This window comes from Mucilaginibacter aquaedulcis (genome assembly GCF_030409325.1).
GTDB lineage: Bacteria > Bacteroidota > Bacteroidia > Sphingobacteriales > Sphingobacteriaceae > Mucilaginibacter > Mucilaginibacter aquaedulcis.
Window position 1 is genome coordinate 2,412,908 of sequence record NZ_JAUFPR010000002.1, and the last position, 22,559, is coordinate 2,435,466.

General features: G+C 39.3%; 20 protein-coding genes. 7 read left to right on the top strand and 13 right to left on the bottom strand.

Annotated elements, in window-relative coordinates; all coding sequences use genetic code 11:
* Positions 1-44 precede the first annotated feature (44 nt).
* The gene (locus QWZ01_RS14445; protein ID WP_290324275.1) at positions 45-1,892 is read left to right on the top strand and encodes a chloride channel protein; all 1,848 of its coding nucleotides are present in this window, start codon (positions 45-47) and stop codon (positions 1,890-1,892) included.
* Between the two features lie 81 nt (positions 1,893-1,973).
* Here the strand turns inward: QWZ01_RS14445 and QWZ01_RS14450 are convergent, their stop codons facing one another.
* Positions 1,974-2,672 (bottom strand): Crp/Fnr family transcriptional regulator, encoded by a 699-nt coding sequence (locus QWZ01_RS14450; protein ID WP_290324276.1) that lies wholly within the window; start codon positions 2,670-2,672, stop codon positions 1,974-1,976.
* Positions 2,673-2,951: 279 nt separating this feature from the next.
* On the opposite strand from QWZ01_RS14450, the gene QWZ01_RS14455 reads away from it, so the two are divergent.
* The 4 genes from QWZ01_RS14455 (at position 2,952) to QWZ01_RS14470 (ending at position 7,968) form a co-directional block, all read left to right on the top strand.
* On the top strand, positions 2,952-3,542 hold the full coding sequence (locus QWZ01_RS14455; RefSeq protein ID WP_290324278.1) for a DUF4202 domain-containing protein: 591 nt from the start codon (positions 2,952-2,954) through the stop codon (positions 3,540-3,542).
* Between the two features lie 94 nt (positions 3,543-3,636).
* On the top strand, positions 3,637-6,099 hold the full coding sequence (locus QWZ01_RS14460; protein ID WP_290324280.1) for an AsmA family protein: 2,463 nt from the start codon (positions 3,637-3,639) through the stop codon (positions 6,097-6,099).
* 303 nt (positions 6,100-6,402) lie between these two features.
* Positions 6,403-7,263, top strand: a complete 861-nt coding sequence (locus tag QWZ01_RS14465; protein WP_290324282.1) for a sigma-70 family RNA polymerase sigma factor — start codon at positions 6,403-6,405, stop codon at positions 7,261-7,263.
* Between the two features lie 171 nt (positions 7,264-7,434).
* Positions 7,435-7,968 (top strand): DinB family protein, encoded by a 534-nt coding sequence (locus QWZ01_RS14470; RefSeq protein WP_290324284.1) that lies wholly within the window; start codon positions 7,435-7,437, stop codon positions 7,966-7,968.
* A 109-nt stretch (positions 7,969-8,077) separates the two neighbouring features.
* Here QWZ01_RS14470 and QWZ01_RS14475 read toward each other — a convergent pair whose 3' ends face one another.
* Positions 8,078-8,269, bottom strand: a complete 192-nt coding sequence (locus QWZ01_RS14475) for a cold-shock protein (RefSeq protein WP_290324629.1) — start codon at positions 8,267-8,269, stop codon at positions 8,078-8,080.
* A gap of 316 nt (positions 8,270-8,585) precedes the next feature.
* On the opposite strand from QWZ01_RS14475, the gene QWZ01_RS14480 reads away from it, so the two are divergent.
* Positions 8,586-10,757: a TonB-dependent receptor family protein gene (locus tag QWZ01_RS14480; RefSeq protein ID WP_290324285.1), complete on the top strand. Its 2,172-nt coding sequence runs from the start codon at positions 8,586-8,588 to the stop codon at positions 10,755-10,757.
* A gap of 56 nt (positions 10,758-10,813) precedes the next feature.
* Here the strand turns inward: QWZ01_RS14480 and QWZ01_RS14485 are convergent, their stop codons facing one another.
* Both QWZ01_RS14485 and QWZ01_RS14490 read right to left on the bottom strand, forming a co-directional pair.
* Positions 10,814-11,182: a response regulator gene (locus QWZ01_RS14485; RefSeq protein WP_290324287.1), complete on the bottom strand. Its 369-nt coding sequence runs from the start codon at positions 11,180-11,182 to the stop codon at positions 10,814-10,816.
* Positions 11,183-11,340: 158 nt separating this feature from the next.
* Positions 11,341-11,913 (bottom strand): thymidine kinase, encoded by a 573-nt coding sequence (locus QWZ01_RS14490; protein WP_290324289.1) that lies wholly within the window; start codon positions 11,911-11,913, stop codon positions 11,341-11,343.
* Positions 11,914-11,988: 75 nt separating this feature from the next.
* Between QWZ01_RS14490 and QWZ01_RS14495 the strand changes: the two genes are divergently transcribed.
* The gene (locus QWZ01_RS14495; protein WP_290324291.1) at positions 11,989-12,996 is read left to right on the top strand and encodes a DUF8457 domain-containing protein; all 1,008 of its coding nucleotides are present in this window, start codon (positions 11,989-11,991) and stop codon (positions 12,994-12,996) included.
* Between the two features lie 65 nt (positions 12,997-13,061).
* On the opposite strand, the gene QWZ01_RS14500 is transcribed toward QWZ01_RS14495, so the two are convergent.
* From QWZ01_RS14500 to mreC, 9 genes are all read right to left on the bottom strand, one after another.
* Complete coding sequence (locus tag QWZ01_RS14500; RefSeq protein ID WP_290324294.1) at positions 13,062-15,173, bottom strand: peptidase domain-containing ABC transporter; 2,112 nt, start codon at positions 15,171-15,173, stop codon at positions 13,062-13,064.
* 12 nt (positions 15,174-15,185) lie between these two features.
* The gene (locus QWZ01_RS14505) at positions 15,186-16,352 is read right to left on the bottom strand and encodes an HlyD family secretion protein (RefSeq protein ID WP_290324295.1); all 1,167 of its coding nucleotides are present in this window, start codon (positions 16,350-16,352) and stop codon (positions 15,186-15,188) included.
* A gap of 70 nt (positions 16,353-16,422) precedes the next feature.
* Positions 16,423-16,608 carry a hypothetical protein gene (locus QWZ01_RS14510; RefSeq protein WP_290324296.1) on the bottom strand — a complete coding sequence of 62 codons (186 nt, stop codon included), beginning with the start codon at positions 16,606-16,608 and terminating at the stop codon, positions 16,423-16,425.
* Positions 16,609-16,723: 115 nt separating this feature from the next.
* Positions 16,724-16,921, bottom strand: a complete 198-nt coding sequence (locus tag QWZ01_RS14515) for a hypothetical protein (protein ID WP_290324298.1) — start codon at positions 16,919-16,921, stop codon at positions 16,724-16,726.
* A 190-nt stretch (positions 16,922-17,111) separates the two neighbouring features.
* Positions 17,112-17,315: a hypothetical protein gene (locus QWZ01_RS14520; RefSeq protein WP_290324300.1), complete on the bottom strand. Its 204-nt coding sequence runs from the start codon at positions 17,313-17,315 to the stop codon at positions 17,112-17,114.
* A 561-nt stretch (positions 17,316-17,876) separates the two neighbouring features.
* Positions 17,877-19,139 (bottom strand): rod shape-determining protein RodA, encoded by a 1,263-nt coding sequence (rodA, locus tag QWZ01_RS14525; protein ID WP_290324302.1) that lies wholly within the window; start codon positions 19,137-19,139, stop codon positions 17,877-17,879.
* A 1-nt stretch (position 19,140) separates the two neighbouring features.
* A complete protein-coding gene (gene mrdA / locus QWZ01_RS14530) occupies positions 19,141-21,153 on the bottom strand; it encodes a penicillin-binding protein 2 (protein WP_290324304.1) in 2,013 nt (670 codons plus the stop codon).
* Positions 21,150-21,668, bottom strand: coding sequence for a rod shape-determining protein MreD (locus QWZ01_RS14535; protein WP_290324308.1), 519 nt, complete (start codon positions 21,666-21,668; stop codon positions 21,150-21,152). The genes mrdA and QWZ01_RS14535 overlap by 4 nt, the downstream gene beginning before the upstream one ends.
* Entirely contained in the window at positions 21,661-22,494 is an 834-nt protein-coding gene (gene mreC, locus QWZ01_RS14540) for a rod shape-determining protein MreC (protein WP_290324309.1), read from the bottom strand. Before mreC ends, QWZ01_RS14535 begins: the two co-directional genes overlap by 8 nt.
* Positions 22,495-22,559: the final 65 nt, after the last annotated feature.

A 22,559-nucleotide genomic window follows, 5' to 3' on the forward strand; every position in this document is an offset into this window, starting at 1 on the left:
CATCGCAAATAATTAATTTGTAAATTGCGACCGGAGGTATTAAGGTGAGTAAATACAGCAAATTAAAACAGTTTCATAATTTTTTAAAATTCCAAAGAGATTTCAGGGCCAACAGCGTACAGAAGGTTAGAAGTTATGAGATCATTTTACTTTGGGTACGCAAACACCTTTCACACAGTCATTTTTTAATATTATCGGGCATACTGGTAGGTTGCACAGCCGGTCTGGCAGGCGTGGTGTTAAAAATGCTGGTACATTACATCCACTACCTTATTACATCAAAGTTTCAGTTTGAACAGCAAATAGTATTTTATGTGGTATTTCCACTGCTGGGTATAGTACTTACCACACTGGTGGTATTATATATATACCGGGGTAATGACCGCAAAGGTATACCGGCCATATTATATGAAATTGCTCAAAATTCCAGTCTCGTATCGCCGGTAAAAATGTATTCGCAAATAGTGCAAAGCGCTATTACCGTGGGTTTAGGCGGTTCAGCAGGATTAGAGAGCCCTATTGCCGTAACCGGATCGGCCATTGGCTCTAATTTTGCCAAAACCTATAAGTTAGATTACAAGGATCGCACCCTACTGCTCGCCGCCGGTGCCACAGCCGGTATAGCCTCGGCTTTTAACGCCCCAATAGCAGGTATGATGTTCGCTTTCGAGATATTGCTTACCGGCGTAGTATTTACCGATTTTATTCCACTGGTGGTTGCGGCCGTATGCGGCAGCTTAGTATCGCGGGTTATCCTGAATGAAGAGGCATTGTTTCAATTCACTTCAAGACAGGCGTTTAATTATAAAAACATTCCATTTTATATTGTATTAGGCGTAGCGTGTGGATTATATGCGCGCTACTTCGTGGTGATATCGCAATGGGTAGAACATCAGTTCAAGCATTCTAAACGAAGCCGGTTACAAAAGGCATTAATTGCGGGCGCTTTACTCTCCTTATTATGTGTAATATTTCCTCCATTATTTGGCGAGGGATACACCGCTGTAAAAGGTTGGGCCACGGGGCAGGCCACAACGTTTATGGAGGCAAGTTTTTTCAAGTATTTTACCTTTCATGAATGGTTCATCCTATTGTTTCTTGGTTTTATCTGCCTTTTAAAAGCATTTGCCACATCAATAACTATTTACGGTGGTGGTAATGGAGGTAATTTCGCGCCTGCATTGTTTGCGGGAGGAACATTGGGTTATTTTATCGCCACCTTATGCACCCAATTGGGTATAACCGATGTACCTACAACCAATATGGTAATTGTTGGTATGGCAGGTGTAATGAGCGGAGTTTTATATGCACCCTTAACAGCCATATTCCTGATAGCTGAATCAAGCTCGGGCTACGACCTATTTATACCCTTGATGATTGTTTCGGTAACTTCTTTCCTGATAGCCAAACGCTTTTCAGCTATTTCGCCAGATTTGAAACCCCTGGCAGACGAGGGAAAGATATTTACAAGGGAGCATGACCAAAATCTATTACTATTATTAAACACTTCCGATCTGGTTGATCAGGATATTCCGGAAATTAATATTTATGCCTCTTTTACCGAACTGATAGATTTGATAAGTAAGGGGAAGAAAAACTTTATAGCCGTAACCAATGACGAGCATGTGCTGGAAGGCATTATCCTGCTTGATGATATCAGGCCGGTAATGTTTAATAAAGATATGTATGATGAACTAAGCGTTCAAAAAGTAATGGTTAACCCGGTGGCAACTATCAATACCAGCGATGACGTACGCGAGATAGTAAAGAAATTTGATGAAACCAACACATGGAACCTGCCCGTAGTTGATGAGCATAGGTTTGTTGGCTTCATTTCAAAATCGAGTATACTGAACCAGTACCGACAGTTACTTAAAGAATATTCAAGTTAAATTGGATGGACCAACAGGTTTCTGATCTGTCGGTCTCAGGTTCGGATCCTGATGAGATCACGAGCGGTTCATATCACATCTTTATAGAAAAACAATATCCTGCGCAAGTTTCAAAAGCTCCTCTCTATTTACCAGGCGGATGCTTTTACCTGATAAACTTATGAGTTTTTCATTCACCAGTTCATTCATCATCCTGAAAACGGTTTCATAAGTAGCACCTGCATACGAAGCCAAATCCTGCCTGCTTAGTTCGATATTTATAAAACCTTCTTCAGTAACACCAAACTGATTTTGCAGAGATATCAATGCCTCGCAAACCCGTCCCTTTACCGACATATGCGCCAAGTTTCGCATTTTCCTTTCAGATTGTTTTAACTCTTCAGTCAAAAACATGAGTAGTTGGTAGGTTAAATCTGAATTTACTTTTAAAGTAGCTTCAAAAAAAGCAAGGTCAACATAACAAACAACGGTAGGTTCAAGAGCAGCAGCCGATATAGGATAAGTACCTCCTTTGCCTAAACCACGATGCCCAAAAAGTGATCCTTCATTTGCAAAACGTACAATCAGTTCTTTATCCTTGTCCCACTGTTTGTAAACCTTTACTTTACCCGAGTTAACAAAATAAATGCCGGTTACAGGGTCTCCCTCTTTAAAAATAACTTCACCTTTTTTTATTTTATAATTCAGTTTATGAGCTGCAATAGCAGGCAACCACTCCTTTAAACTGTTTTTACATAAAAAACAACTCTTATTGTCGCAAATATTTTGGCTTTTTTTCATTAACAAGTATTTTATTCTATACAAATAACAGAATTTACAATATTAATTAATAAAAACTATAAATTAACAATGATAATACAATGATAAAAATCATAATTAATTCATTTATTTGAATAATTTTCAATTTAAAATCTAAAAACCAGATCTAATTCAATTAAAAATCCCAATAAAACATATTTAAAATAAAAAAATATCAAAAAAAAATCAACATGCAGATATAAAATTTAAAACAACTATTTAGATAATTCCAACATTGCTAAATAAATTATATTTACAGCTATGAATATGTTAACCGCGGCATTTGAGCATTTTGATGCTTACAACAAAAAAGATCCCAACACCTTTACCTGGAACGGGGTGGGTTATCCTCAGGAATATTTTTTGGCCGTTAAATTACATGATTGGGTTAAAGAACTCGATGCGAATGCCGGCGAAGAATTATTGCTTGCTTCCAGGAGCCAGCACATTGGCCGCTGGGAAATACCCCGCAGCACCTATCCTGAAGGAAGGGAAGCCTACCTGAAGTGGCGCAAAGATCTTGCTCAATATCACGCTGAAAAGGCAGCAGCAATCATGGAAAACGTAGGTTATTCGACCGACCAAATTGCGCGTGTAAAACAAATACTCCTAAAACAAAAACTCAAGGTTGACCATGATGTACAGACTATAGAAAACGCCCTTTGCCTTGTTTTTCTTCAGTTTCAATATGAGGATTTCCATCCTAAATACGAAGCCGACAAAGTGATCAACATCCTTAAAAAATCATTATTAAAAATGGATGCACATGGCCATAGCTTTGCCCTTGGTTTAAATTACTCTGAAAAAGGGATGTATTATATACAGGAGGCTCTAAAGCTTATGAAAAAATAAGTATCCCGGGTAACAATCTGCTTACTTTACACAACCACAAGCTTTATAGTCAAACAATTAGGCGTTTCGATACTTTAATGTTAAATTAACAGAAATGCCTAAGTGGGTTAAAATAATATTAAAAATTGCCGGTGGCGCTATAGCTTTTGTTATAGTAGCATTTATTGCCGTAACCGCTTATGTGATATTTAATAAACAAAAAGTACTCAAACTAATCACTACTGAGCTTAATAAGAATATTAACGGCACCCTGAGCATCGGCGCACTTGACCCAACTTTTTTCAGAGGGTTTCCTGGCGTATCGGTGTTGTTAAAAGATGTATCATTAAAGGATAAACTTTGGGCAAATCATCACCATACCCTTCTTGATGCTCATAATCTATATGTATCGGTAAATATGATGGCATTACTTAAAGGCACGGTTGATATTGATAAAATTGAGATCAGCAATGCCAATATTGATCTGTTTACTGATAGTACCGGCTACAGCAATACCGCAGTTTTTAAAAGCAGCAATAAAGACAACCCACAACCTAAAGATAAGAGCAACTCTTCAACCCAGATTAAACGCTTTGAGCTGAATAATGTAAATTTTGCCGTTGACGATAGGAAAGCATATAAACTATTTCAATTTCAGGTTCATGATGTATCCGGAAAAATGGATTATCCATCTGCCGGTTGGAACGCGCATTTGCAATTAAAAACATTGGTAAAAAGCTTCTCTTTTAATACAAAACGGGGCAGTTTCATGAAAAACAAACTTCTGGATGGCCCATTTGATATTCATTTTAACAATAAAAATAAGCTAATCATCGTCGACCCTAATAAACTGCATATTGGTGATGATGTTTTTACTATTGGCGGTAAATTTAACCTGGCAAAAGACCCCGTTGATTTTACACTGAATATTGCCGATGATCATATTTTGTGGACAAGTGCCGCCAACCTGCTTGCGCCAAACATCACCAAAAGCCTTAATATGTTTAACATTGATGACCCTATTGCCGTAACCTGCGACCTCAACGGTAGCTTTGGCGGTGGCGGCGACCCACTAATATACGTAACGGCCAAAGTAGAAAACAACAGAGTTACTACCCCGGGGGGCAAAATTGATAATGCAAGTTTTAATGGCATATTCTCCAATAACTATATTAACGGTAAAGGATTAGGTGATGATAATTCAGTTATTAAGTTGTATCATTTTAACGGCAGCTATAAAGAACTTCCATTTGCTGTTGATACCGCTTTTATTAATAACCTGAACACTCCTGTTGCTACAGGTATATTTAAATCGCACTTTGATGTGAGCAAGCTTAACCAGGTAATTGGCGAGCAGAGTCTTAAATTCACAAAAGGAACTGCGGATCTTAAACTCGCATACCGTGCCGATCTTGTGAATTACAAACTCAACAAACCGGTTTTAAATGGTATTGTTAATATTAAAAATGCCGATGTAAGTTATTTGCCCCGCAACCTTAATTTTAAAAACACAGGCATATCCCTCAAATTCACTAAAACCGATCTGCTGATTGATAACATCCGGATGCAAAGCGGCAATAGCATCGTATATATGTCAGGGCGGGTGAATAACTTTTTGAACCTATACTACACCGATCCGGAAAAAATATTGATCAGCTGGCAAATAAGGAGTCCGCAATTACATATAGCCGAATTTTTAGGCTTTTTAAATGCCCGCAAAAGCGAGGCGCCCCCCAAAGGAAGTAAGGTTAATATAAATAACCAGCTTAATACGGCCTTTGATAAAGGCAAAGCTGAGTTGCACTTGCGTGTTGCCAAGGTTTACTATAAAAAATTCCTGGCAACCGATGCCACTGCCGATCTGTTACTGGCCGATAACAGCATAAAGGTGCAAAATGTAAGCGTAAAACATGCCGGTGGTTCATTAAAACTGGCGGGAAACATAACGCAGAATGGTGCTGTAAATAACTTTTTACTTAACACCCAGGTTGATAACGTGAACGTAAGCAACTTTTTTTATTCGTTCAATAATTTTGGCTTGCAAAGCTTTACCTATAAAAACCTGAGGGGATTTCTTTCGGCACAGGCACATATTACCGGGAGTATAAACAGCGAGGGCAACCTGGTGCCCAAATCAATCAATGGAGTTACTACTATTGATCTGAAAAAAGGCGCATTAATTAAATTTGAACCTATACAAAGTGTTGGCAAATTCGCGTTTCCTTTTCGTGATCTGGATAACATTACTTTTTCAAACCTTACCGGGCGGTTTGATATTGCAGGCGATAAAATAAATATCAGCCCCATGCAAATTAATTCCAGCGTACTTAATATGGATGTGGCGGGTGTATATTCTCTATCAAAAGGCACCAATATAGCTTTAGATATACCTCTTCGTAACCCCAAGAAGGACACGGCCATTGTTGATAAAACTGAACGAAATAAAAAGCGCATGCGCGGCATAGTATTGCATATATTAGCTACTGATGGCGACGATGGCAAAATCAAGATAAAATGGAACAAAAACAGACCAAAAAAAGACAGCCCTGTTGAAGAGGCTGCTGAAGTTAAACAATAAACAATGGTTAAAAAAACATAACTGCAAATAGCTGTATTTTTGACACAATAATGGCATTGAAATGCGTATCTTTGTGCATCCATTTAAGAGATCATATATTGATTAAACATTTATTGGTTACTAACACCACGCTTCGTTCAGCATTAATTGCATTATCCAACCCTCGTAACAATCCCGGGTACAGAAAGAAAAGATCACCGAAGCAAAGTTTAATTTAATTTATTTTTTATTACCGCCTGGTTAAACCAACCAGACATATTCTTATCGGACTGTTATTAGCTTGAAAAAAATCTATTCAAAAAAATGAGACAACTTAAAATATCCCAATCCATTACCAACCGCGAGTCTCAGTCGCTTGAAAAGTATTTGCATGAAATAGGTAAAGTGGATTTAATCAGCGCGCAGGAAGAAGTGATCCTGGCACAAAAGATTCGTGAGGGCGACCAGGCTGCATTGGAAAGGTTAACAAAAACTAACCTTCGCTTTGTGGTATCAGTAGCTAAACAATATCAAAACCAGGGCCTTACTCTTGGTGACCTTATAAACGAAGGAAACTTAGGTTTAATTAAAGCGGCAAAACGTTTTGACGAAACCAAAGGTTTTAAATTCATTTCATACGCTGTATGGTGGATCCGTCAGTCAATATTATCTGCCGTGGCCGAGCAATCACGTATTGTACGCTTACCTTTAAACCAAATAGGTTCATTAAGTAAGATACATAAAGCCGCTTCAAAATTGGAGCAGGAATTTGAACGCCAGCCAACACCTGAAGAACTTGCCGAAGATCTGGAAATATCTGTTGATAAAATTTCTGATTCACTGAGCAATGCTGGTCGTCAAATATCAATGGATGCTCCGTTTATACAAGGTGAAGAAAACACTTTGCTTGATGTACTGCAAAGTACGGATGCGGCTACTGATACTGAACTGATGACTGATTCATTATCTCAGGAAATCAAACGTTCATTAAGCATACTTGCTGAGCGCGACCGCGAGGTTATTATTTTATTCTTTGGTTTGGGTGGTTATGCCGCGCATTCTTTAGAAGAAATTGGAGAGAAATTTAACTTAACACGCGAACGTGTTCGCCAGTTAAAAGACAAAGCTTTAATGCGCTTACGTCACAACTCCAAATCAAACCTGTTACAATCTTATTTGAACTAAGTTACCTGCAGGGTGTACTGCACTCTATATAATTAAAAGCGCCGATGTTAAATCATTGGCGCTTTTTGTTTTACCGGTGATAATAAAGGAAATTAATAATATAATCCGATCAACCTCTATTATCAATTTTCGCATATATTTATCAGCCATATTATTATTGAACTTTAACCTGTGATAAAAAGGACATATAACATTGAGTTCGGTCAATTAAGAGATCACTCAGTTGATTACATACAAGGAATTTTAAAGGATACCCGAACTACAACTATCCTTACTATGAAAAATCTTTCGATACACGAACTGAACTGGCAATATAAAGAAGGCTGGAATACCATTGGCGCTTTGCTATCACATATCGTAGCTATCGACAATCTATTCAGAATCGAGTACATTAAGGGCAGAAAATTGACTGATGAAGAAAATACAGAATTGACACCGGCAATTTACATGGGAGAATACCTTCCGCAGCTTATTAATCAACAGCCCCTTGAATATTATATAGCTCAACTTACCTCATCAGGCGAACAATTGCTTAATGCACTTAATAACATCACGCATGAGGATTTTACCAGGAGAATTGAAGATTATGACGAGGAAACCGGCTGTAATCTGGCCTGGGTCTTATATCACAAGGCCGAAGATGAGATCTACCACCGCGGGCAAATCAGCATGATCAGAAAGCTGTATAAAGATAACCGCAATTAACTTGTATAGATTTTCCAATCTTTCTGGATTATAATAATACGATTGCAAAAAGCACAAAAAAAGCATCTGCACGGTGTGCAGATGCTTGTACGATTATAATAATAGTTATTTAACCTACTTTTACATTTACCGCATTTAAGCCTTTTTTACCTTGCTCTACATCGTAGGTAACGCTATCGTTTTCACGGATAGTGTCAATAAGGCCTGAGGCATGTACAAAAACTTCGGCACCGCCATTACTTGGCACGATAAATCCAAAACCTTTGCTTTCATTGAAAAATTTTACTGTTCCTTGCATTATATTTTTATTTAATTAAGTAAAGATACGATTTATAAGCAATAATTAACTATAAATAAGGCAATTAAGTTTTTACTCGCTCTAAAACTTTAAAAAGCTAACTAAAAAAGAGTATCCTCTAACAGCGCTGATTGCCTTGCTTTGAGCGCTTTACCTCAGTTAAAATGTAAAAAGTACACTATGATATTTTTTTATATCAAGCGGCAATTTTTATTTTTATTTAAACTATTTCCAGTCTATTTATTGGCTATTGAAGAGTATAATTCTATATTAGCCTATATGCCAATCCTCCTGGCGAAAATAACCTGATTTATAATACATGACTAAACTTTACAAATTTTTCCTTGTTGCATTGCTTATTTCCGGTTCAGATTATCTGCACGCACAGCAAACAACTGTTCAGCTCGATAGTGTAATTATTAAAGAAACTCGCCCTAATTATTTACCCAATACATCTGGCACATACACTTTCGCCGGAAAAAAAACAAATCTTATCTACCCCGATGCGGGTAAAACGAACCTGGCCAATAATACCGCCCGAATGCTTCTATCGCAGGTGCCCGGAGTTAATGTATGGGAGATGGATGGTGCAGGCTTACAAATTAACGTGGGCACACGCGGTACCGACCCACACCGGTCAATTGAGATGAACATGCGTCAAAACGGTTACAATACCAACTCCGATGTATTTGGCTACCCCGAAAATCATTATAATATTCCTTTCCAGGCCATCAGCGAAATTCAATATGTACGTGGTTCGGCAGCACTGCAGTTTGGCAGCCAGTTTGGTGGTATGATGAACTTTAAAATTAAAGAAGGTGACAGCACTAAGGTATTTGGTTTTGAAACAGAGCAAAGTGGCGGTTCAAATCGTTTTTTTAACTCTTACAATGCTATTGGCGGTAAAGTTGGCAAAATCAGCTATTATGCTTATTACTCGGCCCGTACTGGTGATGGCTGGCGACCTGATGCTGCTTTCAATTACCGGGCTTACTACGCTAACATACGCTATCAGTTTAACAGTAAGGGCAGCATTGCCCTACAGTTTTCCAGATCAGATTATCGCCAGCAGATAGCAGGCGGTTTAACAGATGCACAGTTTGATGCCAACAATCGTCAGTCTACACGTTTTCGCAATTTCTTTAATCCGGAGATCAACATCCCGGCATTACTCTTTAATTACGCATTTAACAGCAACACACGACTGGAGGTTACCTCGCACGTATTATTTGGTCAGCGAAACAGTGTTCAGTTTATTAATACACCTAACATAGCCGATACGGTTAACACCAAAACAAACAACTATAACCCACGGCAGGTTGACCGCGACTATTACGCCGGTTTTACTACTGAAGCCCGCCTATTGCACACTTACAAGCTGGGCAACTTAAACAGCACTTTTACAACCGGTCTAAGGTATTTTGAGGAAACCACCAAACGCAGGCAAAAAGGCACCGGCACAACCGCGTCTGATTTTGACTTGAGCCTGGTTAAGCCCTATGGTATCGATTTAAAACTACACAGTTTAAATTATGCCGTCTTTGCCGAAAATACTTTCCAGATAGCCCCGGCATTCACCGTTACACCCGGTGTAAGGTATGAGGTTATTAAAACCACTACATCGGGAGTTATTAATAACGCCAGCTTCCCCATAGGTTATAAAGGCAATCGTAACTACCCATTGTTTGGCACTGGTTTGCAATACCAGTTTAATAATGGCAGTCAGCTTTATGCCAATATATCACAGGCATATCGCCCCTATTTGTACGCGGCAGTTACCCCAGCAGATCAGCTTACCATTATTGATCCGAACATTAAGGATAGTCGCGGGTATGATATAGATCTGGGCTATCGCGGACACATCAGCTCCATACTTAATTATGATGTCAATGGGTTCTATGTATACTATGGCAACCGTGCTGGTACCTTAACCCAAACCGATGCCAATAATGTAACACATTTATTTGCCACCAACATTGGCAATGCGGTAGCTAAGGGTGTTGAAGCATATGCATCTGTTTCCTTATTAAGATCATTTAATGAACATACCGATTGGGATCTGCGTCTGTTCAATTCCCTGGCTTATACCCATGGCCGTTATACCAGCGGCTCCATCAATCAGAATGGCTCCAATATCGGCCTTAAAAACAACCATACCGAAAGTACTCCCGATTGGATAAACCGCACGGGTTTAACATTTTTAAGCAGTCATATAACCAGCACCATTCAATATAGCTACACCAGCAAAAGTTTTAGCGACGCCAACAATACGGTATTTAACCCCACTGGAGCTACAGGCTTGGTACCTGCCTACCGCATTGCCGATTGGGCATTTAATTATAATTTCCTGAAAAACTACCGTATAGGTGCCAACCTTAATAATATTTTTAACGCCAAATACTTCACCCGCCGAATAAATATGTACCCCGGCCCTGGTATTTTACCTGCCGACGGACGAACATTCAATATTAGCCTTGGCTTAAAGCTTTAAAATAAAAATGGCCCTACATAATTATGAGGGGCCATTTTTATTGCTGAACCTATTGACTATTTAACATGCTTTTTAACGATATCAATCAGCTCGGTTAAGTCAAATGGCTTTTTCAGATAGCCATCAGCATCGCCTGCCTCGGCAATTTCCTTTAAATTATTTACAGCCGAAATGATAATGATCGGGATATGGCTTGTGGCCGGGTCTTTTTTTAATTCCTTACTTAACTGCTGTCCGTTGGCATCGCTCGTCCAATCGGTGAGCCAGTTATCAAGCAATATCAGATCGGGCTCAACATCGCTTAGTCTTTTAAGGATCTTGGCATTTTCTGAGGCAATCACCTCATATTGCTCTTCTTCCAGCACATAAACAATGGTATCTCTGATGTCTTTATCATCTTCGATCACTAAGATTTTTTTTGGCATAAATCCTCTCAATTAAATTTTAATATAACTCAAAGTTTAATTCTAATTAAATAAATTAATTATAAAAATACATTTAAGCAATCCAAAAACATAACAGTCAACAGGCTATGTTTTGTTTTGAAAAACAGGGATTTATATTAAATTTTACTCAAGAATGCTTAATGGTGATAGCAAATGCGGCAGCGTGGCTCATAACTTTCCTTTTCGCCCAATAGTATACGGGCATCATCAGGCACCAGCCTGTACGAGTAAAGGGCAGGGTTTCCGCACTGAACACATACGGCCTGCAGCTTGGTAACCGATTCGGCAATGGCCATAATGGCAGGCATAGGACCAAACGGACGGCCTTTAAAATCCATATCCAAACCTGCAACAATTACACGGATACCTTTATTGGCAAGCGCATTGCAAACTTCGGGCAGCTCGTTATCAAAAAACTGGGCCTCATCAATACCAATTACATTGGCGCCGTTGGCCAGCAGCAATATGGCCGAAGCACTATCAACAGGAGTTGAGGAAATAGAGCTGGCATTGTGAGATACAAGCGCGTCTTCAACAAAACGGGTATCGGCTTTAGGACTAAATATTTCAACTTTAAGCTTTGCTATCCGGGCACGATTAAGCCTCCTGATTAGCTCTTCGGTTTTACCTGAAAACATTGATCCGCAGATTAATTCTATACTGCCGCCAAACTCACTTTTACGCTTAAAAACTTCCTCGCTAAATACCATTTATGACTATTCTGGGGGGCAAATATCAGAATTTAATCCTATTTTTGGTAAGCATTTTTCACAACATTGGAAGCCATGAAGCAAATGGATGTATTTAAAAAGATAGGTGGTATTTTAAAAGAGCTTAATGACCAATATGATTACCTTGCAGCCGATAGCAACGATTTAAATGAGCTTGAACTGGAGCTTTTTGTTGCTAACGCTCATTTTTTAAAGGACCATGCCGAAATATTGCGCCGGCTACATGAGCGCAGCTTACCAACCCATACGGCCCCACCTGCCGAAACACCAGAACCTGTTATTGAAAAGCCAACCGTTGCACCAACACCTGAAAAAAAACAGGAACCCGTTCATGAGCAACATTACTTTGAGCCTGTTGTACAACAAAAGCTAACTACAGAAAAATTTGAGTTGAGCCCAACAACTGAGCTCCCGGTTCAGCCACCTTATAACCCGGTTGCTCCTGAGCCAATAATTACCCCGGAGCATGAAGAGGAACCTGTTGCTCAAATAGACCTGACAACGGAAAGCCCTGTGGTTGATTCTTATTCGTTTGAACGAGAAGATCCTGAGCTTCTGAAACAGGAATTGGAGATTGATGCTGCTTCGGAATGGGAAGATGAAGATGATCAGTTTGAACAAGAAGAACTAACTGAACAACTACCACCTCTCTCTGTTGAAAAAGAACATATACCTGAGCCGCCATTTACACTGGCAACAAATGGCCAGGACCTAAATGGATCAAAAGAAAATAGCGAAGATAAAGTACTAACCATCAATCAAAAGATATCGGCATTAAAGGCCGAAAAGGAAAAAGGCCCATCACAACCGGCTCTTTTACCCATAACCGATCTTAAATCGGCCATAAACCTGAACGATAAGCTTTTGTACATCAAAGATTTGTTTAACGGCTATAGCCTGGCTTACAGCGAAGCTGTTGAGATCGTGAACCGGTTTAATTCATTTGAGGAAGCAGAGCGTTTTCTGAAGACCAATTACGTAGTAAAAAATCACTGGGCAGATAAACCCATAACCGCCGAAAAGTTTTACGACTTATTAAGGCGCAGATACCCTGCCAGCTAAAAAGGCAACAAGAAAGCCGGGCATAAATGCCCGGCTTTCTTGTTTAACAACTCTTTTATTTTTAATTAACTCAAACTGTAATTGAGCAATTTATGGCTACCCTGCTCAATAACTATCCCCTTATCAAGCACAACGATATTATCGGCATTATTCAGGGTACTTGAACGGTGAGTAATTACAATTACGGTTTTATGCTCGGCCTTTAAAAGCTCTATCATTTTTTGTACATATTTTTCGGATGTGGAATCAAGCGACGATGTGGCCTCATCTAAAATAAGTATCTCCGGATCGCGGTACAGTGCCCTGGCTATAGCAATACGCTGTCTTTGCCCGCCTGATAACGACGTACCATTTTCGCCCAGATAGGTTTGGAACCCTTTTGGCAGCGCTTCAATAAAACCCATCAACCCAAGTTTGGTAGCTATATCGATGATCTTTTGCATATCAGGCTCATCATCACCAACGGCTATATTGTCAATTACATTTCCGGCAAACAGGTCAATTTGCTGGGGCACAACAGATATAAGTTTACGCAGGGAAGCTATCCTGATATATTTCAGATCATATTTACCTATACGTACGTTGCCATCCTGTATGGGGTAAATATTTTGCAGTATCGACATCAGGGTTGATTTACCCGAGCCACTTTCGCCTACAATAGCTGTAAATTTTCCTTTGGGGATATTTAAATTAAGATCCTCAAAAACAGGAACCCTTGTACCATACCTGAATGATACATTTTCAAACTGAATATCACCTATTTTATCTGGTGTAAGTTCAATTTGATTCTCATCATTCTCGCGTTCCAGATCCATAATTTCAAACAACCTGTCGGCTGCTATCACGGCATCCTGAACCGTTCTGTTCATGCCAATGAGCGATGAAACAGGCCCAGTAAAATAACCTATCAGCGTATAAAACGATAACAACTCACCAGGAGTAATGGTACTATCCATCACAAAACCTGCACCAACCCAAAGCAAAACTATAGTGAGCATACGCGATACCAACTCTGATGACGTACCCGAAAAAACAGAATTCATATTTGATTTAAAACCGGTTTTCAACAGCTTTACAAAGCGTACTTCGGTTTTCTCGTTAGCATAATCTTCCAGGCCAAAGCGTTTAATAGTACCTACCGAATTTAAACTCTCTACCAATTGGGTTTCCAGTTCGGCCGAATCTTCCATCAAGGTTCTTTGCGCTCTTTTATTGATCTTATCTGTTATGAAGTAAATGGCCAGGTAAAGCGGAATTACGGTAAGCATCACGAGTGCCAACTTCCAGTAATAGGTAAACATCATGATAAAGGAGAACACCACAATAAATATATTCACCAAAAAGTTGATGCTCACATCATTTAAAAACGTTCTGATCTTTACCGCGTCATTGATCCTCGAGATGATCTCGCCTACACGCATGGTATCAAAAAACTGTTGAGGCAACCTCAGCAGGTGCTTATAATAGCCCAATATAAGTTGGGCATCAATCATTTGCCCCGTTTTTAGTGTAAAAATGGTTTTGGCCGTACCTATAAAAAGCTGAATTGCCAAAATAACAACCATACCAATCCCCATGAGATTAAGCAGGTTCCGGTTACCATCAACCAGAACAAAGTCTACCAGTTTTTGTACAAATACCGATGTAGATAAACCTAAAATAGTATAGATAACCGCGCCAAACAATGCTTGTATCAGGATATTTTTATGCGGTTTTATCAAACTCCAGAAACGACTCTCAACCGACTTTTTTTCATTCCCGGTTTTAAAATCATCAGAAGGCAGTAACAGCACTAATGTGCCCGACCATTCTGCTTTAAACTCTTCGTGTGTTCTGCGGTGCAATTGCCCATCAATAGGATCCATCACCTCCACATACTTATCCGTGACCTTGTAAATCACAACATAATGGTGCAAAATATCCTTAACAACCAGGTGGGCTACCGCAGGCTTTGGTATTTTAAATAAGCTTTCAAACGGCCCTTTTACACCTTTGGCCTCAAAGCCCAACTTTTGCGCGGCTTCTACCATGCCCAAAACATTTGTACCTTTTTTATCGGTGCCGGCAAGCTGCCTGATGCGCGCAACAGCCAGGTCAAGCTTATAATGTGATGAAATAGAAGCTAAACAGGCTGCACCACAATCTGTAATATCCCGTTGTTTTATCTTAATGCTCATAGCTTTAATGTATTATGCTCCTATATTAGGATTAACCCAATCGTCAACTTTATCATATAATAACTGGTACAGACTTCGGCTGGTTACCTTAAAACGGGCAGTAAAATTCATACCTTTTTTCAGGTAGCCTTTATACCCATTTTTTAGTGTGAGGTAGTTTTTATCAAGCGAGCATTTCACTTTAAATACGGGTTGGTTTTGATTTACAACAATAATATCATCAGAGATATCTATCACCTTCCCTGTCACCAAACCCCATTGATTATAGTTAAAAGCATCAACCTGAAATCTTACCTCCTGCCCCCTTTTTATCAGACCTATATCAGCCGGCCTGATGTAGCAGAAGGCGGTTAAATTTGAATCGGGAGATATTTCGCCAATTTTTTGATTTGCAAAAACATAAGCACCGTTTTGGATGCCCGCTATATTTTGAACTGAGCCACTTATAGGAGCTCTAAGCGTGTATTGTCTCTTTTGTTCGTTCAACTCAGCTTCCTGACCACTAAGTTGCCTTAATTCGTTCCTGAAACTATTAGCTTCGGTTTGCCACTGGGTTTTATACTTTGCCAGTATCATTAAGTAAGCCGATTTGGCTTGCTCATATTCAAACTTATATTTTTCGTATTCTGATTCTGTAAGTACTTTATTTTTATACAATTCATCGTAACGCTTAAAAGTGTTGGCTGCCTGCTGCCTGGCTATACCGGCATTTTGTAGTTCTTGGGCAAACTGCTGCCATGAGGCATTGTATTGCCCTGTTTGCAAGCCAGAAGTTCTCAAACTACGACTATTAACTCCGGCTAATAATTGGTCAATGTCGCCTAAAAACTCACCAATTTGCTTTTTACGTTTTTCAGCCAGGTCACCTTGTTGTTTTTGCACGGATGCGTCTATTACTAAAATAGTATCACCCGCTTTAATTTTTTGATTGTCGGCAAGCTTGAGCCCTACTAAGCGGCCGCTAACAGGTATGGTCAGTTCTGTTTTTTCGATAGAGGATTGTATAAAACCACTGCCTTTTATACTTATTGATGTTTTGATAAATGGCAGCAAGGCAAAGGTTGCCAGTGTAACCACAATAGTAATAAGATAAATAAGTTGTGTGCGCTTACTTATTTGCGAGCGGTAAACAATAGAAGTATTGGTAATTGCTTCGGTAGAGTAGTTATATAAAGCCATATTATATGGAATACATAATAGCTGCTATTCCCAAATGGCAGGAATAACAGCTATATGATAAAATTGATTCTTATAAACCTTGCAGTAATTTACCTAAGCCGCTTACTACGTTTGTTAAAACATCAGCAAGCATTTTAAAAACAGGCTCAAGGTTGATGTTAACCTGAATATCACCAAAACCACCACCGTTGGTACTGGTCATTTCAGTTGCGTTCATTTCCTGAACACCAAGATTTTTTAATTCAAAGTTTTTCATGATAATAGATTTGTGTATAAAGTTTAGTCCTTACTCTTTTAAAAGGCTTTTCAGGTTACGCCCAATTAAATAAAAAACAGCCGTTACCCAACGTAAGGCACCGACTGTTTATTTACTATAAGTTTTTAAGAGCTGTAGAAATCAGGGTAAGTTGTGCACTGATAAAAGCAAAAGTATTGCTAAGGGTTGTGCCAACCTGAGTAAGCAATGGGTTAAGATTAATGCTGATACCTAATAAACCGCCATTAACTTTAGTCATTTCGGTTTTATTCATTTCCTGAACACCAAGATTTTTTAATTCAAAATTTTTCATAATACTATTTTTGTTCATCAAATCCCTACTCTGTTAAGGCTTTTCAGGATACGCCTGCCGGCAAGTAATTAATAACAATGCCGCAATAGATAAATCCACGATCATGCTTAGATCAGCTATGCTAACAAAGCCAACCTGCGAGAAAACACGGTAGTGGGAACTTTTTGGGGAAAGAGTTGAATAAATTAAATTAGCTTGTGATTATGCCTACAAGCTTATTTAAAGTATAGCCCAAAAATGTTAGCGTGTTAGTTGCTAAAATATTTACGGTAGCACCAACTGTAGCTACGGTGTTAAACACCAGGTCATTTAATATACCGCCACCGTTAACTTTGCTCATTTCGGCTGAGTTCATTTCCTGAACGTTAAGATTTTTTAATTCTAATTTTTTCATAATAGTGCAGTATTTTGTTTAATCCCTTACTCTGTTCAAGGCTTTTCAGGATGCGCCTAAGGTTGGCCAAACGCTTTAAACAAATATAATAATAACAATAAATACTTAATCAAAGAGCCATTTCAGCTCTTGTCACCATTACTAAAAGAACATTAAATATGTGATATAAATAAGCAAAAAAGTGCTTTTAGAGAATAAAAATGCACTTTTAGTGAAGAATATTCAATTTATTCATTTTGAAATTCATGTGACCTTTTTATCCACTGAATAACTATTTAATAAACAAATAAACAAAATAGGAATATTTTGATGGCTCTTTATATTAGTACGCTATAATTAACATAATTATTAATTAATCAATATATTAACTAATACAATAATAAATTAATTTATTAAAACTAAATATTTTAATCAATATGCAATTGTAAATTATACTAAAAATACAATGACTAATATTAAATAATTAATTTAATATTTAATAAAATATTCTGATAAATTACAATAAAATAATAGGGAAACAAGTCGATCAAAGACCCTTTAAGGGGATTCAAAGACAATATATTAAACAATTCCCATACGGTTAGAATCAAGCTTAATAAGCAAAAATAATAATATAGTAAAGCTTAATAAGGATGAGCCACCGTAACTTATAAATGGCAGAGGGATACCAATAACAGGCACTAACCCTATGGTCATGCCGACGTTGATAACAACATGGAAAAATAAAACTGAGGCAACACCATAACCATAGATACGAGAAAAAGGCGATCGTTGCCGTTCGGCCAGGTAAATCACTCTTAATATCAAAAACAGGTACAAACTGAGCACAACCACCGAGCCTGCAAAACCCCACTCCTCACCTATGGTACAAAAAATAAAATCGGTGCTTTGCTCAGGTACAAAGGCGTATTTTGTTTGTGTACCGTGCAGGTAACCCTTACCCCAAAGCTTGCCCGAACCAATAGCTATTTTTGATTGGTTTACGTTATATCCCTTACCCCTTAAATCGGTGGTGATACCCAACAGTATATTGATACGTTCGGTTTGGTGAGGTTTTAAAACAGAGGTATAAATAAACTTAACGCAAAAAATAAAGGCTATACAAATTCCCAGGCCAATAAGCATAGTTAGCACAAACTGCCGGTTACGCTTAAACATATAAATGATAAGTCCGGTTAAAACAGCCATTATCAAAATAATATAAAGCGGGTTAAATAACAGTGTAAGTACAAAAAGACTAATGAGCAGTCCTGCTATTATCAGAAAGTATGGCGACAAGCCTTCGCGGTAAAGCACAAAAATAAGCGAACAGAAAACCAGCGTTGACCCGGTATCTGGCTGCAGCATGATCAATAACATAGGGAAGCCAATGATTGCCGCCGCTATAAAAAACGATTTAAGCTCTGTAACCTTAATGTTTACCGAGCTTAAATAACGCGCCAGCAGCAAACAAGTAGAAAACTTGGCAAACTCCGAAGGTTGCAGCCTAAAACCGCCCCCCATGTTTATCCAAGCCTGGTTACCACCCACGTTACGGCCTACTACAAGCACAATAATCAATAACAGTACAGTTACACCATAAAACGCAGGTGCAAGCGCCGTTAAAAACCGGCTTTCGAGTAATAGTATAACAATGGCTACTACAATTGATACGTTGATATAAATAAATTGCTTACCGTAATTGGTAGCGGTATCCACAATGCTTGGATGAGTTTCGTCAAACACAGCGGCGTGAATATTGAACCAGCCAATTACGCACAGCATGAGGTACAGGAGTACTGTTAACCAATCTACATTGAAAAAAAAGCTGCGTTGGTTGTTCATCTTATTTACCGGCCCTCCTGCCTGCTAACAAGCCATCCAAAATATTTGGCTTATTATTTTTAACTGATTTTATCTGACCTGCCTTTTTAATAGAATCAGCTTTAAGTTTCCTGATGGAATCAGCCCGTGCACTGCGAATACTATCGCGCATCCTTTCTTTTTTCAGATCGCGCTCGTATAAACTAAGATCGGGCAGGCGGTTGGCATTTGCAAAATAATCAACCGTAATTCCCGATTCACGTGGAGTGATCTTTCCCTTTAAATATTTTTCAACTATAAAGCTGGCAATCGGGGCTGCCCAATGAGCACCCTCACCCGAGTTTTCAACTACAACAGCTATAGCAATTTTAGGATTATCACGCGGGGCAAAGGCAACAAATACCGAGTTATCCTCACCTCGTGGATTTTGCGCCGTTCCGGTTTTACCACACATAATAATATCCGGGATTTTTGACCGACGCGCGGTACCGGTTTCCACTACCGCCTGCATTCCGTTAATAACAGGTTCAAAATAGCCGGGATCTATCCCAACGTAATTTTTTTCGGTGTATTCCTTTTTAATAACATTTTCAGTACCTATAGCTTTAATCAGGTGGGGCTTATAGAAAAAACCGTGGTTGGCTATGGTACATTCCAGATTAGCCATTTGTAAAGGTGTAGCTAAAAGCTCGCCCTGGCCTATAGCCAGCGGAACAATGGTACTTGAACGCCAACCACCTTTATGATAAACGTTATCATAATGTAAAGGCGTTGGTACGTTTCCACGGCCTTCGGCCGGCATATCAAGGTCAAGCCGTGCACCAAGACCAAATTTCATTACATTATTTCGCCATGCAGTAAAATTTGCCTCAGTGCGTTTCACGCCATACCGGTCAACAATACGCTGAAACACCATCGAAAAGTAGCCGTTACACGATTCGGCCACAGCCCGCGCCATATTTACAGTACCATGCGCTTCACCATGGTTACAGTGCACAATTCTGTTGCCCGCCCGGTAATTTCCGGTACAATAAAAAGTTTCGTTGGGGTCGATGATCCCTTCCTGCAACGCAATTAATGCACTTAAAGGCTTAAATGACGAACCTGGAGGATACTGCGCCTGTATAGGCCTTATGAAGAATGGCTTATAAGGATCATTATACATTTTGGCGGCATTATTACCACGCTCCCGCCCTACCATTAAATTAGGATCATAAGTAGGGCTGCTCACATAGGCCAGAATTTCGCCGCTTGAAGGCTCAATAGCTACAATACTACCCAGCTTATTATGCATCAGTTGTTCGCCCAGTTTTTGCAGATTGATATCAAGTGACGAAGTTAATCGCTCACCTGAACGGGCTACAGTATCGTAAATACCATTAGCATATGAGCCCTTTGGTACTCCGCGCGAATCAACCATGAGGTTACGCACCCCGCGCTGCCCCCTTAAAACATTCTCATAGGCTTTTTCAACACCGGTAACACCAATATAGTCACCGAGGCGATAATACCCGCCAGAGCGCTTAATATCACGATCCTGAGCCTCACCAATGAAACCTAAAAACTGCGCGGCCACCGAATCGGGATAGGTACGGATGGTACGCGGCTGCACATAAAAACCCTGGAACTCAGATAAACGCTCCTGAAAGGATGCATAAAGCTGCACCGGAAGCTGCTTTTCAAATATAGATTCGTGATTGGGTGAATATTTCCTGGCCTTTTCAAAACGCTTATCAAAACCCGGCTTATCGATACCTATCATTTTACAGAAAGCAAGCGTATCAAATGGCTTCACCTCTTTGGGATTCACTATAATGTCATATATAGGTTCATTTTGAACCAATATTTTACCGTTCCTATCTAAAATGGGGCCACGTGCCGGGTACAATATCTGCTTGCGGATCACATTACTGTTGGCATACAGCAAATACCGGTCATCAACTATCTGGATATAGTAAAGCCTTGCCAGAAGCGTACCCATAATAGCAATGAAGATACCTGTAACAACGTAGCGTCGTTCAAAAAACTTATTCATTTACGTTCTTTCCTTCTGAAAAATAGCAGTCCTGAAATCAGCATTAAAAATACCGTAAATAATGAACTCAAAACAACACGGCTTAGTGTATACTGTAATTCAGAGAAACTAAATACCTCTAAGTTCAACAGAAAAAAGTGATGGAACAAGGTAAGCACCAGAGCATAGGTAAAAAACCAGCGGAAGCCCATAATGCTCAGGGTGGGTTCGGGCTCGTTATCAAACCCTTCTTTTTGCACCGTTATACTGATAAATAATACACGCACCAGCGCCAGCACTACACATGCCGCGGCATGAAGGCCCGGGGTATCGTAAAAGGCATCAATGGTTAATCCTAATATGAATGACAGTATAAACAGCAATACATTAGGTATCTCAAAAGGGAGCAATAAAATAAACAATATGTACAGGTACGGAGTGGCCAGGTTGTAAAACGTAATGTTTTTAAACAAAAACACCTGCATAAAAACCAGTACCAGGAACCTGATGGTATTAACTAAGATAGTTCTACTCATTTTTATTTTTCACGGCCTCCAGCCCCGCCTGTTCTTTGGCAAATTTGTTATTTACCACGTAAACGTATTCAAGCTTACTGAAATCAACAGAAAGAGCCACTTCAACATTGAGCAGCAAACCGCCGCCCTTGGCATGCAAATTTGTTATCTTACCAAACGGAACACCTGTAGGGAAAAGTGAATATCCGGAGGTAACTACACCTTCGCCCAGTTTAGGCTGCGCGTTATTTTGGATATCGATCAACAAGCCTTTTTTAGGGTCAAGATCTCCTCCCCATATAAACGAGCCGATTTCTTTATTATTAGCCAGCATTGCGCTAAACCGCGTATTTTTATTCAGTACAGATTGTACTATGGCCAAATGCTCGGTAACATCAACAACCAGGCCCACTACACCGGTTCCGCATATTACACCCATCTCTTTTTCAATCCCATCCTTGCTGCCGCGGTTTATAGTAATGTAGTTGCTGCGCCTGTTGGTTGAGTTATTGATTACCTTGGCAACAATGTAGGTGTATTGCTGTTTGTAAACAGTATCTACCACCTGATGTTTCTCCACTGTATCAACATAAAATGATGACTTAACCAAGCCCCTTAGTTTGGCATTTTCACGTGCCAGGCTGTCATTTACCTCTTTTAAAGATAAGAAACCTTTAAACTGGCTCACCTGCGCAAACAGACTGCCGGTAACCTTATTGGTTGAGCTGATAAAAGTAGCTTTCTGGAAAGAGTTGTATTTTACATAAATAAGCAGCGAGCTTATCTCAAAAATCAGGAATAAAAAAAACGCGTTATACTTAGTGATAAAAATCAAGAGGTTACGCATTGTGTCAGTGAGTTGTGAGTAGTGAGTAGTGAGTAGTTGGAAAGTTTTAATTAACTACTCCCCAT